The organism is Rhodococcus sp. SJ-2 (assembly GCF_053750035.1).
The window spans coordinates 5,739,198-5,753,696 of sequence record NZ_CM132340.1; the positions used below are offsets into that span (position 1 = coordinate 5,739,198).

The window sequence follows — 14,499 nt, forward strand, 5'->3', positions numbered from 1 at the left end:
TCCTGTCATTTGAATGCGATCGTCGCGAGCGCTGCGGTGCCGCCAGAGTCGGACACAGTCACCGTCGGTGTTGTGCCCGCCACTGGCAGGGAGAGCTGGGCTGTAGACAGACTGACCCCGGCCTCCACTGTTGATCCGTCGCCGTGGTCGGTAATTTCCGTTGCCCCACTCCATGTCTTGGAGTAGTAAGAGGTCGCCGATGTGACCGCGGCGTACAGCACGAGCGTGTTCGGTACCGTTGTTATGACGGACGGCAGGGTGCGTGTGGTCGCGCTGGCTTCCGTCGATCCGGACGAGACGTCAACACCTTGCGCGTAGCGGACCGCGATGATCGCCGCCTGCCACTTCTGTGCTTCCGACGCGGACATACCCACCACTGCCGGTTCACTCGTTGACGCAACCTTCGTGAACACGTAGATGCGTTGGGGTGAGTTCGCACCGAACGCGACGAGCTGCTGTGTCCATCCCGATAGTGTGGTGATGGTGGCGTTGTTGCGGGTGCCGACGATCGCGACGAGAAGGTCCAGCGGCTGATGTGCCGGGACGGGGATGTCGTAGAAGTTTTGAACGCCCATGACGTAGCCGCCGGTCGCCGACCCCACCACCTCGGGTGGCAGGCTCATGCCGCCGGTGGTGAGGGGGAGTGCCGCGGACTCGGTTCGGTTGCCGTTGCCGTCGATCGCAACCACGGTGATGCCGTACGTGAACCCGGATTGCAGGCCGGTCAGGTCGTAGGTGATCGTCGAGGTCGACCCGTGTCGGACGCCATTCACCAGGACCTCATATTCGGTGACCGCAACGTCATCGGTAGAGGCCGTCCACGTGAGTGTCGCTGACGTTTCGGTGACGTTCGATGCGGTGAGGTTCACGGGCACAGTCGGCCCGGTGAGCTTCTCATCGTTCGTGTAGGTGGTAATGATGCACGCACCGCCGCCAGCGTTACCGCCATTACCCGACGCGATCGACCCAAGGAGGGCACCCACGCCCGCACCACCGCCACCGCCCGGGCCGGACGGCCAACCACCTTGACCGCCACGGCCGCCAGGGGTGTTGGCGGTGGAATGCGCAGGGCCGCCGCCGCCGCCCGCGGACCCCATACCGACCTGACCTGAGGTGATCTGGGCTGCGGTGACACTGAAACCGTTCTCGCCCTGCCCGCCTGACTCTGCGGATCCGTAGCCGCCGCGAGAGAAAGAACCAGCCGATCCGTTCGTGGCAAGACTGTTCGAAGTGATTTGCGCACCGTCGCCGCCACGCATCCGGAACGTTTTGTTCCCGGTGCCGTATGCGTTTGACGTAGCTCCGGTCGCAGGGATTCCGTACTCACCGAACGTCGTATCCCCACCCGGGGCACCCGACGTGTTCACGGAAGTACCACCCGCGCCACCCGGGCCGATCGTCACCCACACCGCCGACGGCAAATCCTCAGCGTCATACTCTTCGACCACCCAGCCGCCAGAGAACCCGCCCATACCACGCGGATAAGAGCCGTCACCGGGACGGTTAGATCGGCCACCACCGGACGAACCAGCCATCTTCTGCACCACAACCCGCGACGCCCCCGGGGGTTTGATCCACCACCCGGACGTCGACATCGTCGCGATGTACGTGGTTCCGGTATCGCCAGCGATTTCGTCGATACGGTTGTCGAGACGATCCACTTCATGCTGCACAAACGGAGTCCCAGCGAACGTATTGGCGAACCCATCATGCGACCGGTCGTACGGGTCGAGTGCAGAGCTGATGATCCCCGCCCGCCACGACGCCTCGTCCAGGCCACTCAGACCGGACAGATTGTCGTCGAATGTTCCGCCCGGAAAGTTGCCGCCGGGGACTGTCACGACGCACCCCCATCACGTAGGCCTGGATCGTCGGGGAATTCCTCGCGTAGACGCCGCAGCATCTCCTTCTTGATCTGCGGGCGGATTGCATCCAGGCGTTCAGCGAGAACGTCCTTTTCCGGATCCGGCTCATCAGCCGGCACCCACCGTCCACCGCCGCCCATCATCGGGTCCTCGGTCGCGTCGATACGGAACTTCTTCTTCGGATCCTCACGATGTCCGCACTGTGGGCACTGGATCATCACTCCACAGTCGACGAGGTGGGCGGACACCTTCCGCCACCACTTGATAGGGAAGACGAGCATTGCGCCGATGACATCCGGCAGGCCCATGAAGAATGGGAGGAATACCTCTGCCGGATTATTCGGATCGCAGTTCGCGAGGGTCGGTAATTCGTTGTCCTGCATCAGAGCACACCCAACATCTTCATGCCTGTCACTAGTTTCTGAATTCTCTTGAGAATCAATCCGAATGCATCCTGTGGATCTTTCGAGCCGAGCCGGATATCGAAGCTCGGCGCACGACCCGGTGCCGCCGACAGGCGTAGAGACTTCACCCGTGGAGCCTCGATCCGCCCCGACCGATCACCCTCGGTCTGAACTAAGATGCGGTTCCCGAGGTCGAAATGCCCATGCCCTGGCGCGCCGACCAGCCACGGTGCGCCGTCGATGATCTGCATGTCTGCGGAGTACTTCGTCTCCGTCGCCCGGACTGCCTCACGCAGCACCAGCGTGGCACTGAGTGTGTATGCCTGGTCTGCCCCGTCGACCCACATCTCGTACAGCGAGAAGTGGGACAGGTACTGGCTGCGGTTGACCAGGTAGACGGTCATGAACGCCAGGATCGTGTCCTCGTAGAACGGTGCGAGTAGCGCATCGGCCACACCGCCGAGGGGTGGAACGAACGGAATGGCTGCCAGCGCGTCGCCGATCGCCTGGATCGCCACCGAGATTATTTCGTTCACGCCCGGCATCGAGTGCCCGCCGCCGGTCAGCCTGTGCCCACGCGCCAACCTTAGAGACGCCTTCTGGGACACCACCCCCGGTGATCCTGCCGGGTAGAACACGAACGGCACCTTCGGGTTGGTGCCCAGATAGCCTGGCTCCTGATACTCCGGCACCGGCGGCAGGCCGACAACCGACTGTTCGGAGTTCTCGATCGGTAGCGATCCACCGCCGAGACCCTCAGAGAACGCGGACACGAAGATCCGCACCAACTGCCCGACACCTTCCCAGAAGGAACCCGTCACAGTTGGGGCGAGACCGCCCGAGTTGTTCTCGAACCAGATGACCAACGTGCCGTAGGCGACCTGTGCACCCTCCCACGGCAACGGATCGCCGGGCATGTACCGCCGCCACCGGACGGTCAGGTCCGCGTCGTGCAGCATCGACTCGGCGCACTCGTGCCACGTCTTGAACCGCGAGAGCACCAGGCCGGTGACGGTGCCTCGGGTGGCGGCCGTCTCGTAATCCAGTGGAGCGAGGACGATCGGCCAATTCGTGTAGTCCGCCGACCCGTTGGCGAGGGGATCATTCCATCCCATCCCGGCCGGCCACCCGTGCGCGCGGGCAAGGTTCAGCTTGAGTGCGGTACCCAGCGCCCAGTCAGTGGGGCCGCCGAGCATGAACACTTTGAACGGCTGGAACCCGGCCGGGGTGGTGGGGGTGGCCCACAGGTCCCGCCACTTCAGCTGTTCGTAGTCGGAGAGAAAATTCGCGGTGACGATGGACTGGCCGAGGTCGTTGGTGTCGATGTCGACGGTGTCGAGGAACCCTGACCAACGCCTGCCGACGTAGTCGACTGTGACGAGGACGTCGATGGTTTCGCCGCGGTCCTTGCGGCCCCGGATGTCCCACAGCCACTGCGCTTCTTCATGATCGGAGTCGATCTTGATGACGCCGGTGCCGGTGTCGTTCTCGACATCCAGCCAGTCGTATTCGTTCTCACATCGCACGACGTACTGCAGGTTGATGTTTCCGTCCCACAACTGCACGACGGGCGCGTACAGGCGCGACATGACCAGGGCGGCCTCGCGTTCACGGACAGCGGCGAGACCGTCCGCGCACGCCTGCTCCAGTGCAGTCGTCATCTACATTCCTCCGAGGCAGTTCGACCACAGACGCGGCTGATGCAGCTCCGCCCGCGCCCCACCCACCGGCGCATTCGTCACCGAGATCGGCAGGCGTGTTAGCGGGGTGTGTGGCGGGATGGTGTGCATGAAGTAGTAGCCGCCGCCGACGAGTCCCATGACGTTGATGCCGGATGCGTCCTGCATCATCACGTGCATCGGATCGAGCTGGATCGTGAGCGACCCCATAGCCGGGGTGACGGGCTGCAGGGTGATCGACCGTGACGGGTACAGACCCCCGGGTGTGCGCGCGCGGGGGCGGCCCGTCCACGACACGTCCGGCACCGTCCACGTCCCCGGCGTCAGGACCCACGTCTGGAACATCTCGACATCGGTCGGGTTGGACACTTCGATCGTGCCCGACCCGGACGTGCCCGCCGTCTCCCATGCCTTGACGATGGGCGGGGCCTCCCAGAACGACTGTCCGGCGCGCAGCTTGTAGAAGACGTTCCCGTACTGGAGCACTTCCGGGCTGATCTCCGGAACGAAGTCCGGTTCCTCGAACATCTGCACCGCGAGGCTGCGGATACCGGAGTCGGATTCGGCGCGGATGCGGGCGAGGGTGTCGCCCGGCCACCACGGGTCCAGCTGATAGGTGAAGCAGGAGCGGAGCAGGGTGTCCGTCTCCTGCCATGTCTGGCCGGGGATGGCGCGGGTACGGAAGTTGAGCTGCATGTCGCGTGCCGGGTTCTCGAGCCCGGCGAACGAGCCGCCGCGCTGGCGCCTGGCCCGCTTCCATTCCGTGTCCACCGGCGCGTGGTAGAAGCCCTGCACCTGGCCTTTGCCGAGGCGGATTCCTTCCGCCCCGGCGAAGTCGCCCGCGAGGTGGATCTCCGGGCCACCTCCGGCGCCGAGGATCGAAATGTTCAGGCTCACGGTCCTGCCCCTCCGTACTGCATCAGTAGCCGCTTCGTCGTCTCCAGTAACTTCCGGATCTGTTCCTGGTCGTTGGAGACGGTGATGTTGTTGGCGATCTGCACCCCGTTCCGCCGCATTGATGGCGAGGTGCCGCCGGGGCGGTCCTGTTCGTTCATGCCTGCGAACGCCGACTGTGTGTCGCGGATCGCCTTCCAGTAGCGATGGTTCGGGTCGAGCAGGGTGCCACCCAGACCGAAGGCGTCGAGGGCGGCCTGGGTGCCGATCTCGCCTGCCTGCGTCCCGAACTCGCCGAAGCGTGTCGACAGCTGCTCCCCCGGGGTGGGGGGTATCGGCAGGCCCGCAGTCTGCGGGGTGCCCCCACCGGATCCACCGCCGCTGACCGACACTGTCTTCGGTTGCGGGGTGGTGCCTTCTGCCTTCCTGGTGCCACCGAGGGTCGCCGGCCAGTTGGTGACGAACACCCGTTGCCCATCGGTGGACATCACTGTGCCGCCGTCGGTGGTTCCGGTCGTGCGTCCGGTGCGAGGAACCCCGTTGATGTCGTCGACCAAGTCCTGCTCGGTGAACGTGCCCGTGCGTTCGGTCGACGGATCGTCCCCCGAGGTCGCGCCGGGCCAGTGCCACACCTCCGGGAAGTCCTGAGCACCGTCTGCGCCACCGCCGTACTGGATGCCGTTGGTGCCGTCCGACTCGATGTTCGTGCCATGCAGGGTTCCGGCCATGTGGCCGTTGACACCGACTCCGCCGTTGGTACCGATATTGAAGCCGTCCGGGTCATAGCCCGGCTGCCAGCCCATCGCCGCGAAGTCGGAGTCAGTGGTGAACCGGACGTTCTGCCCGGTCCCTGCGTTGAACACGGCGCTGAGGTATCCGGAGCAGTCCAGGCCGCCGTACACGTACGGTTCCCCAGCGTGCGCCATAGCCTTCGCGACCGCGGCCTGGGAGTTGAACCCGGACCCTTCCCGGATACCACCGTCGGCCATCTTCGGGAACAGGCGACGGTTCATACCGAGCAAAAGGTCGGTGATCGGGTTGTCTTCCTGGATGCCGTACTTGGCGAGGCTCCCGTCGTAGTCGCCGTTCGCGATAGCTGCACGAGCGCCGAGGATGACATCGATGAGCGGATGGTCTTCATCGATCCCGTATCGCGACAGCTTGCCGTCGTAGTCGCCACCGAGCAGTGCGCGCCACCCGGTCGGGTCGGTGCGGTCGGTGAGCGACGACGGGTCACCCTTGAACACCTTCTGCGCCTCGGATGCGATGACGTCGTCGAGCGAGACGACACCGAGCCCGAACCTGCGCGCCACCTCCTGGAGGATCTGTATAGACCGTGCCCGCTTCGACGGGGCTCCCGGGATGTACGCCTCCCATCCGGTCTCGCCCTCTGCGTAGCGGACAGGCCCGAGTGGGGTGTGCTTGACGATGCCCTTGCCGCGCCCCTGCTCGATGTGTGGGGAGTCGATCATCCCGAGCGCACGCTGACGCACACCACCGTCTGCGAAGCCGCCCTGAGTCGACGGGTCGTAGACCGGTCCGGCAACACCCGGCGCGACTCCGAGCTCGCGGCGTCGGGCTGCGATGTCGACGTACATCGAGACGTTTCGCCCGTTGTTGCGAGCAATGAAGTCGTCGATGATCTGCTGACCCTCGTCATCGTTCGCCGAGACGTACACCGTGCCATCGGGCAGGGTCTCCACCTTGAGCCCGAGAGCTTCGAGACGATCGACCGCGTCCTCGGTCAACGCTTCGGTCTGGATCGACTTCTCGTCCGGCACCGCAACGACCTTGTCCTTGAGGACATCGAGGTCGTACTGCGCTTCAGGCATGCCCGGCTGCCCGATCTGCGTGTCCACGAGATCGGGCACGAGACCGTAGCTGTTGACCAGTTCGAGGGCTTCCTGGTTGGTGAGCCCCATCTGCATTGCCTGGCTGATCAGCTGGTCACGGTTAGCTGCGTACTGCCGGGTGAGTTCCTCCACGGTCGCCCCGGCGAGGAGACCGGTGCGGTTCTGCTCGAGGAAGGCTGCCGACAGTCCAGACAGGGTGTCGTGCATGGTCTTCTGGGCAGGGTTGGCCTGGTCGAGTTTGCCGGTCCAGTTCTCGATCTTCGCGACCGAGCCATCCATGTTGACGCCGAATTCGGAGATCTTGTCGTTGACCTTCGAGATCTCGTCATTGAACGCCGCCGACAGTTGCATGTTGCCCGCGAACTCGCCGAACCGTTCCTGCGCGGTACCGACGGCGGGGATGAGGGTTCCTTCGATGAACTCGGCGCCCTTGTTCAGTCCGTCCGCAACCGCGGTCCCGCCGGATTCGGCGGCGTCGGCGAGTGCGTTGATCTTGTCCCCCGCATCGCCGAGGTCGGGGATCAGGTCGCCGAGGAAGGGGATGTCGGACAGGAATGCCAGGCCGTCGACCATGTCGGCGACGCCACGCAGGAACTGCACCGACATCTCCGAGCCTGCCTGCGCGAACTCGGCGAGCCCGCGCATGCCGTTCGCCACGAACCGCAGCACCGCCTCCGCGCCATCGAACGCTGCGTTACCGACGTCGATGAAGAACCCGATCACACCGGCCCGGTTGTTCGAGATGGTGTCCGCGAACTCCGAGATGTACGGCCCGAAGGCTTCCGCAAGGGCCGCCTTGAGTCCATCAGAGGCGCGCTGAATGGAGCGCATGGCCCCCTCAACCGAGGTGGCAGCGTTCCCCGTCATCACCTCGATGGCAGACTTCGCGGCCCCCTCGTAGTTGTTGAGCTCCTGCACTGCGGTGGATAGGTCCATCGCGTACATGGCTTCGCCGAGGTCCTCGGCTTTGGTGCCGAAGAGGGCGACTGCGGCTTCGTTCCGCTTGAGTGGGTCTTCGATCTCGCGGAGCTTGGTCAGTACCTCGCCGAGCCCTTCGGCTGCGCCCTCGCCGCCCTGGGCGATCTTCGCGGACATCTCCTCGGCGGACATGCCGAGGATCTCGTAGCCTGTTTTGCTGGTCTCGGACATGTCGATTGCCCGGATCGCGAACTCTTTCAGGGCGTCCGCTGCGGTGTCGGTGTCGCGGGCGCCGGCCGCGACGGCTTGACCCATCAGGCCCATGGCTTCAGCCCCGGTGAGGCCGAGTTGCCGGAACTGGGTGCCGTACTCGTCGATGGTGTCGAGCCAGTCCTCCGACACGTTCAGGCCCATTTGGGAGCCCTTGACGAGGAGGTCGAAGGCGTCGTTCGCGTCCTGCGCGAATCCGGTCTTCACGGCCTGTGAGGCGGTGCGGGATACGCGGGGGATCTCTTCCCCGAGGATGCGTGCCACACCATCGAGGGAACGGATCATCTGTTCCGCGTCGCGCTGGGTGGCGCCCGGGTCGAGGAGTCCTGAGGCGAGGGCGTGCCGGGCGGTGTCGAGGTTTCCGGCGACGGATTCACCGAACGTGTCCGCGTACGCCTCACCTGCCGCTTGCGCGAACTTGCGGGCCTGCCCGACGGTGACCCCGGTCTGGGCCTGGAACATGTCGCGTCCCAGTTCGGCCTGCATGCCGTCTTTGATGGCCCCGGCGAGGGCTGCCCCTGCGGTGAGCCCGATCGCGGCGACGCCGAGCAGTGAGGCACCGATTGGGCCGGTCTTCGACCCGAGGTCGCCGATCGCACTAGCGAATGACGATAGGAAGTTGCCGCCTGCCTGATCGCCTGCCGGTCCGCCGCCCTGGCCTGCCTGCCGGTAGAGGTCGTCCAGTTCGCCTTGTGCGTCGCGGAGTTGATCGCGGAGCCGGTTACCGAGGTCGATGTCGTCGACCGCGCCCGCGGCTTGGCGTGCGCCCGCGCGGATCTGGTCGAGTTCGTCCGCGGCCCGGCGCGCCTCATCGAGTAGGCGGGAGTTCATGACGATGTCGTCGACGGACTGATCGGCACGGCGTGCGTTGCGCTCGAGCTCCTGGATGCGATCGGAGACCCGGCGGGCTTCCTGGTCCAGTCGGTCGTTCAGCTCGACAGCTTGCGCGGCCTGCCCTGCCCGCTGGGCAGCGCGGGTGATGTCCTGGAAGCTGTTGCTGATCCGCTGTGTGGCCTGCCGGGATTGCTGCTCGGAACGTTGGGTGCCCTGGATGAATCGGGAGTCGTCCAGAGTCAGCCTGGCGACGAGCTCCCCTACGTCGAGCGCGATGACTCAGCCCTCCTTCGTCGCCGCCTTCTTCCGGGCGGCGATCAACTCGGCGTGCGCGCCGAGGATCTTCTCGATGTCGGCCATGCGCGGGATGTGCGCCATGGCCCAGTGGATTTCGCCCCAGTCCGGGGACATGCCGAAGTGCAGGATCGCGGTCCGCCCGGAGTGCAGGATCATCGGCCACGGAAGTCCGTCGGCGACCATCTCGTCGAACGCGGGCCCGAGGGCTGCGATCGCCTCGTCGGTTTGCTCGACCGGCGGCATGCCCTTCTCCGCGACCATCTCCCGCATCTTCTTCGCTGTGTCGTAGTCCGGCGCGGGGACGCGGTATCGCTTCCCACGGATCGGGAGGTGAAGGTCGGGATCGAATCCGGTTTCGGTGAGGTCCTTGAGCGCCACTCATGCGCCTTTCGTCAGAGCCTTGTGCAGGCGAGATGTGGGGTTCGCGGCGATGCGAGTGATGTGCACCCGCAACCACCGCCAGGAACGCTCGTGGAGGATCCCGGATTCGATGTCGATGCCGTCGGCGTGCAGGTCCAGCTCGAGGACACCCCAGTGATTCAGGCAATCAGTGAAGGTGTAGGCGTCCTGCCCGGATTTGAGTCGGGCAGGGGTGTCGTTCCACCATTCCCGCACCCCGGTTACGGGGTCGTACGGGCCGCCGCCAGGATCATCCGGTCCGTACGTTCCGGGCGCTGAAAGATCGACCGGAGTTTCTCCCCCATCCGTTCCTGCTTCGGGGATGGGGGGATGGGATTTCCCGGCACACCGGCGCTCTCCCACATGGCTTGTCCGGCGGCTTCGGAGTGTCCGAACCAGAGCATGGCGACTCGGGCGGCGTGGGCGATGGTGGGCCAGCCGATGCCGTCGTCGACCATGTGCTGGTAGGTGGGGCCGAGCATTTGGAGGACTTCGGTGCGCTCTTGTTCGTCATTGAGTTGAGCGCCTGTGGCGATGAGTTGGTGGAGGTGGAGTCCTTGCCAGGCTGTGCAGTGGATCGGGTAGTCGCGTCCTTGGATGGGTAGGTGTAGGTCGGGGTCCATGAAGGTGGCGAGGTCTTCCACCGGGCTCCTTTCTCGGGTCAGATAACGGCATCGCGGGATGCGTTACGGGCGGGTGCGTGCCAGGATCAGCTATGCCTTACACCCTGTTCGTTCAGCAGCTCAGAGCAGCTGGCGTCACCGAGAAGACTCTGACCGCGTACCTCGCCGACGAGACGGGTCAATTGAGTGAGGATTTGCGCGACTATCTCGACAAGCGCGCTGCCGAGAAGGGGCGCGACCAATTGCAGCAGGCGCTGATCCGGTGGAACATCAACTACCCACTCAAGGGGTAATAGCAGGAGGTCAGACCATCGCCATGACCTGCCGCATGGTGCGGACCTTCGCGCCCGACGTCGCGATGTAGTCGACGATCCCCTGGAACGTCGCGGTGAGAGTGTCCGGACTAGTCGGGCTCGAAGCCTGGATGCCGTGGAACACGACAACGACCCAGCCGTTACTCGCGACTGCCTTGTCGATCATCGCGCTCACGGTCGATACCGGGGTCGCAGGTCCGACGCTGACCGCACGCACCCGATACGGCATCGACGGGGGCAGGGTCTCAACGAACTTCGTGGCGTTGCCTCGCGCTGCCTGGAAGTACTCCGCGACGATGCGTTCACCGAGTGCGTCGTAATAGCCGATCGGGTAGGCGTACGACGTCGGTGCGAACCCGCGTGCGGTGTACCAGTCCTTCATTGTGGTCAGCTCGGCGCGCATCGCCGCTTCGGTGCGGCCGTTCATCCCGAGAGCGTGCTCGGCGTTGGTGTTGGCGTGTGCGCCGATCTCCCAGCCGTTGTAGTTCTGGAGCGCCCGCATCTGCTCGACACTAATGCGTTCCGGGTTGTCGACCTGCTCAAGGATCGGGAACAGCACACCTGGATAGCCGTGGCGGTCCATGTACGGGCGGGCGATCGTGTACGCCGACAGTGACGAGTCATCGAAGGTGAGCGTGACGACACCACCAGCGGCCTGGTCGGGTGGGTCGACCAGCGCGAAGCCACCGAAACGCACAGTCAGCGGGCCTGTGGCGTTGTCGTAGGCGCGCAGCCGGAACGTGTTGATCTGCGTCAGGTCGGGGGTGCCGGCCGAGGCTGCGAAGTCGGCGATCGCCATGTCGACGGTGACCCACTCGCCGCCCTTGAGGGCAGAGGCAGTCTCGGGCAGGGCTCCGATGAACGGTTCACCGGATCGACGGTTCGCGAGTCCTCCGGATCCGAGCCAGATCGAGATCTGCCCGAGCTTCGAGTAGTCGCTGATTTTTATCCACATCCGCAGGTACTTGCCTGTGACGTCGACGGGCGTGGTGATGGTCTTGTCGATCCCGAAGCCTGTGCCACCGGTGCCGTCCGTGGTGTAGCGGAACGACTGGGAGCCGATCACCGCGTCGGTTGTGTCGTTCGGCTCGGCGGTGATTCCGGTGCCGGATGCGGCCCACCCGTGGCCCGGTTGGTTGGCGGGGGCGACGAAGTTGGAGACGGGCGGTGCGGGGCTGCGTGGAGCGATCGAGACCGCACCACCACCGGTGGCGATCGCCACGTTCCCAGCCGCGTCGGGTGCGGAGCCGTTGACGGACTTGACCACCTCATCGCCGAGTGAGACCGGGGCATAAGTTGCGTTAAGTACCTCTTCGGACAGGCGCCCGTCGATCTCTCCGTGGGCATCGGCGATACCCTTCGTGATCGAGTCCACCAGCGCCTTGGTCAGACGGGAAACCCCACTGACAATCGTCGGTCTCACATACGTCATAGGGGTTACCCGTCCTTCCTAGCCAATGATCAGATCCGGCCCGATGACCGGCGCATCCTCATCGGTAGCGCCGATCATCGGGCCGACTAGGGGTTTGCTGCAGTGACCGTGACGTCCGGAGTGGTACCACCGGTGAGGCTGGAACCATCCGCGGTGAGCGTGCCGCCACTAGCGAGGGTCACGTTGTACGAGCCCGCGCTACCGGTGACTGTCGCGTTGCCCGCGCCGACCGTGGACAGAGCCTCGAGAGCGGACTGCACAGCGGCGGCGGTCGCGTCATAGGCGATACCCGCAGTGGTCTGCCCGCCGACACTGAGGGTGAAGGTGCCGCCCGTCGGGGAACCGGTCACCGCCACATCCCACACGGTTTCGGATGTCGGCTTGCTGATCTCCTGCGGCTTACCGCGGCCCTGCAGCGTGAAGGAGAACTCCTGCAGCGCGTTGACGTCCGATGCTGCGGTGTCGGTCCACTGCACGGCATATTCGGACTGGTAGGCGTCGGGCAGTTCGTCGCGGCGGTAGACGCGGGCCTCGATGATGTTGTCGTAGCCGACCTTGCGGCCCTTCTGGCGCAGGAAGTTCTGCCCCGGGTCGTCGGCGAATCCGGTCGTGTTTTCGCCCTTGCGCTTGCCGCCGCCTTCGACGCGGTGCGCGAGGCCGGTGGCGATCTGCGAGGCGTAGCCCTCGGAGTCGATATCCGAATCGTCCTGCAGTGCACCTTCGAAGATGGGGGCGACCGAGGAGAGGCCACGGACGCGGGTCCATGCCGGGGAGACGCTGGTGCCGGTATTGACCTCGAGGATCCAATCCCTGGCGAGGGTGGAAGCGAGAGCCTGGGTGGGTGCGGTCATGGTTCGTCCTCCTAGGACGGATTGACGGTGATCACGTATGAGTCGGGTCGGGTCCAGCGCCCGTTCGCATCGGGATCGCGGGGGGCGCGCACGACGCGTCGGCATTGGAGGACCCGGACACTCCCCCACATCTGGTGGGTGGTGTCGTGGAGCTGGTCGAAGATCGCGTCCATGAGCCGGTCCACGGCGCGTGGATCTCGGCCGGCTGATCGTCCCCGGATCTGCAGGTAGTAGTCGGGGTTGTGGTCGTCGCGGCTGCGGTCGTCGTTGTAGGTGTTGATGACGAGGGCGGTGTCGGGTGTGTCCGGCATCGCGCCGAAGAACACTGCTGGTAGCCCTGTCGCGCTGTATATGCCGCCGGGTTCGTATCGCGCGAGCCCGAGAGCGGCGAGGTGCTGCGCGAGTGCGCCCTCGAGGGTGGTGGTGTCGGGTGCGCGCGCGGTCGTCATGACGCCTCGATCTCGGTTACGAATCGAGAGATATGGCCGCACAGTGTGCAGGTAACGACGAGGAGGTCGAATCCCCCGCCGCCGAACTCTCGTTCCTGAAACGTCTCAGACTCGAGCACTGCGCTGGGGTGTACGCATTCGGTCGTCACAGGGCCCTCCGGATCGCTTGGGCGATGACCTGGCCGACGACGGGCCGGACGGCGATGCACGCGTTCTCGAGGAACTTCGCTTCGCCGTGGTCGTGCCGATAGCCGAGCTCCTCATGCTGGCGCACTGCGTACGGCAGCGAGTACGAGACAGCGGCCTCGAGGTCACCGGAGTGCGTTGTGCAGTCGTTGCGCAGCGCCCCGGTTTCCTTTGGGGTCCGCTGGATCGACTCCTGCTTCACCACTTCGGCGGCGTCGTCGAGGCCACGCTGTGCTGCGGCCCGGATGGCGGCCATGTTGAAGTTCAGCGTCACCAGATCCTCTTCTCTGCGAGCGACACCGGGCCATCGACGAGAGTTCCGCAATCGAGGCAGCGCAGGCGGAACCCGCCGCTGTGGTTGATTGCGTCCCCGTAGATCCCGGTGAGCGCGGAGTGTGGGCAGTGCTTCCGCTTGCGATGGTCTTTCCACCAGCCCATGACGCCTCCTACGTGAGATCGATCGAGTAGAAGTTCGGGGTCCGGCCCAGACCGTCGTGATGCAGCTGCTCGACGAGGACTTCGGCGGTTCGCCCACCGAAGTCCGGAGGCAGAGTCACCAGCGACCCCGGTGGTATCAGCGCGGTGGTCGCAGGCATCGACACCCGAGCCTCCGAGATCACCTCGGAACCATCCGGTGCCATCACCTTCTTCCGCTTCGCCGTGACCTTCCCGAACACCGTCACCTCATCGGCGAACACGGCACCGTACGGGCTGTCACCGATCTTGCGGCGCACATCGACAGGCCACGCCCACCACGCCGCCAGCGGATCGCTCACCATGACCGCACCGCATTCGACGCGAGCCCAGCGAACCGGAGGATCCGCATCGCGGTCGGATACAGGAACTTCACCGAGTTCAACCGGTCGGGCGCGGTCAGGTACGTGTCGTAGCTGACCGATGCGCCGTCGATGGCAGACACCGTCATGCGGGGCTCTTGCCCGCCCGCCCCTTTGGTGGGGTCGGTATCGGCGGCTGCCCAGTGCCCGGCCTGTGCGCACGTTGCGTCGCGCATCGCGTCACGGTAGGTCGAGTCAGTGGGCATGCCGGTGTCGTCCACCTCGTAGATGTCTGCGAGGCAGGCATCAGCGACGAGGACGGATGCTTCCCGCAGGAGCATGGTTGCGTTGTCGGGGGCGTCGCGCCCCATCCATGCGGTGAGTTCGGCGGGTGTGGCGTAGATCAGCACAGCGCCTCCTGGTGGGTGTGGTGGTTGGTGCGCAGGTACGCGCTG

The 14,499-nt window shown here is 65.2% G+C and carries 16 protein-coding genes; 1 reads left to right on the forward strand and 15 read right to left on the reverse strand.

The features are described 5' to 3' along the window. Positions 1–5 precede the first annotated feature (5 nt). From ACSYG9_RS26840 to ACSYG9_RS26875, 8 genes are all read right to left on the reverse strand, one after another. Complete coding sequence (locus tag ACSYG9_RS26840) at positions 6–1,841, reverse strand: fibronectin type III domain-containing protein (protein ID WP_454840578.1); 1,836 nt, start codon at positions 1,839–1,841, stop codon at positions 6–8. Then, positions 1,838–2,248, reverse strand: a complete 411-nt coding sequence (locus ACSYG9_RS26845; RefSeq protein ID WP_454840580.1) for a phage gene 29 protein family protein — start codon at positions 2,246–2,248, stop codon at positions 1,838–1,840. Before ACSYG9_RS26845 ends, ACSYG9_RS26840 begins: the two co-directional genes overlap by 4 nt. Further along, complete coding sequence (locus tag ACSYG9_RS26850; RefSeq protein WP_454840582.1) at positions 2,248–3,930, reverse strand: Gp37-like protein; 1,683 nt, start codon at positions 3,928–3,930, stop codon at positions 2,248–2,250. The genes ACSYG9_RS26845 and ACSYG9_RS26850 overlap by 1 nt, the downstream gene beginning before the upstream one ends. Then, the gene (locus ACSYG9_RS26855) at positions 3,931–4,845 is read right to left on the reverse strand and encodes a hypothetical protein (RefSeq protein WP_454840584.1); all 915 of its coding nucleotides are present in this window, start codon (positions 4,843–4,845) and stop codon (positions 3,931–3,933) included. Continuing rightward, a complete protein-coding gene (locus ACSYG9_RS26860) occupies positions 4,842–8,714 on the reverse strand; it encodes a phage tail tape measure protein (protein ID WP_454840586.1) in 3,873 nt (1,290 codons plus the stop codon). Before ACSYG9_RS26860 ends, ACSYG9_RS26855 begins: the two co-directional genes overlap by 4 nt. Positions 8,715–8,996: 282 nt before the next feature. Beyond that, positions 8,997–9,392: a DUF7426 family protein gene (locus ACSYG9_RS26865; RefSeq protein WP_454840588.1), complete on the reverse strand. Its 396-nt coding sequence runs from the start codon at positions 9,390–9,392 to the stop codon at positions 8,997–8,999. Then, complete coding sequence (locus tag ACSYG9_RS26870; RefSeq protein WP_454840590.1) at positions 9,393–9,629, reverse strand: hypothetical protein; 237 nt, start codon at positions 9,627–9,629, stop codon at positions 9,393–9,395. 5 nt (positions 9,630–9,634) lie between these two features. Next, positions 9,635–10,057, reverse strand: coding sequence for a DUF7426 family protein (locus ACSYG9_RS26875; protein ID WP_454840591.1), 423 nt, complete (start codon positions 10,055–10,057; stop codon positions 9,635–9,637). A gap of 71 nt (positions 10,058–10,128) precedes the next feature. On the opposite strand from ACSYG9_RS26875, the gene ACSYG9_RS26880 reads away from it, so the two are divergent. Next, positions 10,129–10,329: a hypothetical protein gene (locus tag ACSYG9_RS26880; RefSeq protein WP_454840592.1), complete on the forward strand. Its 201-nt coding sequence runs from the start codon at positions 10,129–10,131 to the stop codon at positions 10,327–10,329. Positions 10,330–10,339: 10 nt separating this feature from the next. Here the strand turns inward: ACSYG9_RS26880 and ACSYG9_RS26885 are convergent, their stop codons facing one another. From ACSYG9_RS26885 to ACSYG9_RS26915, 7 genes are all read right to left on the reverse strand, one after another. Further along, the gene (locus ACSYG9_RS26885) at positions 10,340–11,782 is read right to left on the reverse strand and encodes a polysaccharide deacetylase family protein (protein WP_454840593.1); all 1,443 of its coding nucleotides are present in this window, start codon (positions 11,780–11,782) and stop codon (positions 10,340–10,342) included. A gap of 86 nt (positions 11,783–11,868) precedes the next feature. Beyond that, a complete protein-coding gene (locus ACSYG9_RS26890) occupies positions 11,869–12,633 on the reverse strand; it encodes a phage tail tube protein (RefSeq protein WP_454840595.1) in 765 nt (254 codons plus the stop codon). Between the two features lie 11 nt (positions 12,634–12,644). After that, positions 12,645–13,082: a minor capsid protein gene (locus tag ACSYG9_RS26895; RefSeq protein WP_454840597.1), complete on the reverse strand. Its 438-nt coding sequence runs from the start codon at positions 13,080–13,082 to the stop codon at positions 12,645–12,647. 145 nt (positions 13,083–13,227) lie between these two features. Then, the gene (locus ACSYG9_RS26900; protein WP_454840599.1) at positions 13,228–13,542 is read right to left on the reverse strand and encodes a hypothetical protein; all 315 of its coding nucleotides are present in this window, start codon (positions 13,540–13,542) and stop codon (positions 13,228–13,230) included. Beyond that, on the reverse strand, positions 13,539–13,706 hold the full coding sequence (locus tag ACSYG9_RS26905; RefSeq protein ID WP_454840600.1) for a hypothetical protein: 168 nt from the start codon (positions 13,704–13,706) through the stop codon (positions 13,539–13,541). The genes ACSYG9_RS26900 and ACSYG9_RS26905 overlap by 4 nt, the downstream gene beginning before the upstream one ends. An 8-nt stretch (positions 13,707–13,714) precedes the next feature. Then, on the reverse strand, positions 13,715–14,047 hold the full coding sequence (locus tag ACSYG9_RS26910; protein WP_454840602.1) for a hypothetical protein: 333 nt from the start codon (positions 14,045–14,047) through the stop codon (positions 13,715–13,717). Beyond that, a complete protein-coding gene (locus ACSYG9_RS26915; protein WP_454840604.1) occupies positions 14,041–14,454 on the reverse strand; it encodes a hypothetical protein in 414 nt (137 codons plus the stop codon). The genes ACSYG9_RS26910 and ACSYG9_RS26915 overlap by 7 nt, the downstream gene beginning before the upstream one ends. Positions 14,455–14,499 lie beyond the last annotated feature (45 nt).

What these genes read in the sequence shown, in the direction of transcription:
- ACSYG9_RS26910 (WP_454840602.1), bottom strand. Translation starts at nt 14,047, where the DNA reads ATGGTGAGCGATCCGCTGGCGGCGTGGTGGGCGTGGCCTGTCGATGTG.
- ACSYG9_RS26895 (WP_454840597.1), bottom strand. Translation starts at nt 13,082, where the DNA reads ATGACGACCGCGCGCGCACCCGACACCACCACCCTCGAGGGCGCACTC.
- ACSYG9_RS26890 (WP_454840595.1), bottom strand. Translation starts at nt 12,633, where the DNA reads ATGACCGCACCCACCCAGGCTCTCGCTTCCACCCTCGCCAGGGATTGG.
- ACSYG9_RS26885 (WP_454840593.1), bottom strand. Translation starts at nt 11,782, where the DNA reads ATGACGTATGTGAGACCGACGATTGTCAGTGGGGTTTCCCGTCTGACC.
- ACSYG9_RS26905 (WP_454840600.1), bottom strand. Translation starts at nt 13,706, where the DNA reads ATGGGCTGGTGGAAAGACCATCGCAAGCGGAAGCACTGCCCACACTCC.
- ACSYG9_RS26845 (WP_454840580.1), bottom strand. Translation starts at nt 2,248, where the DNA reads ATGCAGGACAACGAATTACCGACCCTCGCGAACTGCGATCCGAATAAT.
- ACSYG9_RS26880 (WP_454840592.1), top strand. Translation starts at nt 10,129, where the DNA reads ATGCCTTACACCCTGTTCGTTCAGCAGCTCAGAGCAGCTGGCGTCACC.
- ACSYG9_RS26860 (WP_454840586.1), bottom strand. Translation starts at nt 8,714, where the DNA reads ATGAACTCCCGCCTACTCGATGAGGCGCGCCGGGCCGCGGACGAACTC.
- ACSYG9_RS26850 (WP_454840582.1), bottom strand. Translation starts at nt 3,930, where the DNA reads ATGACGACTGCACTGGAGCAGGCGTGCGCGGACGGTCTCGCCGCTGTC.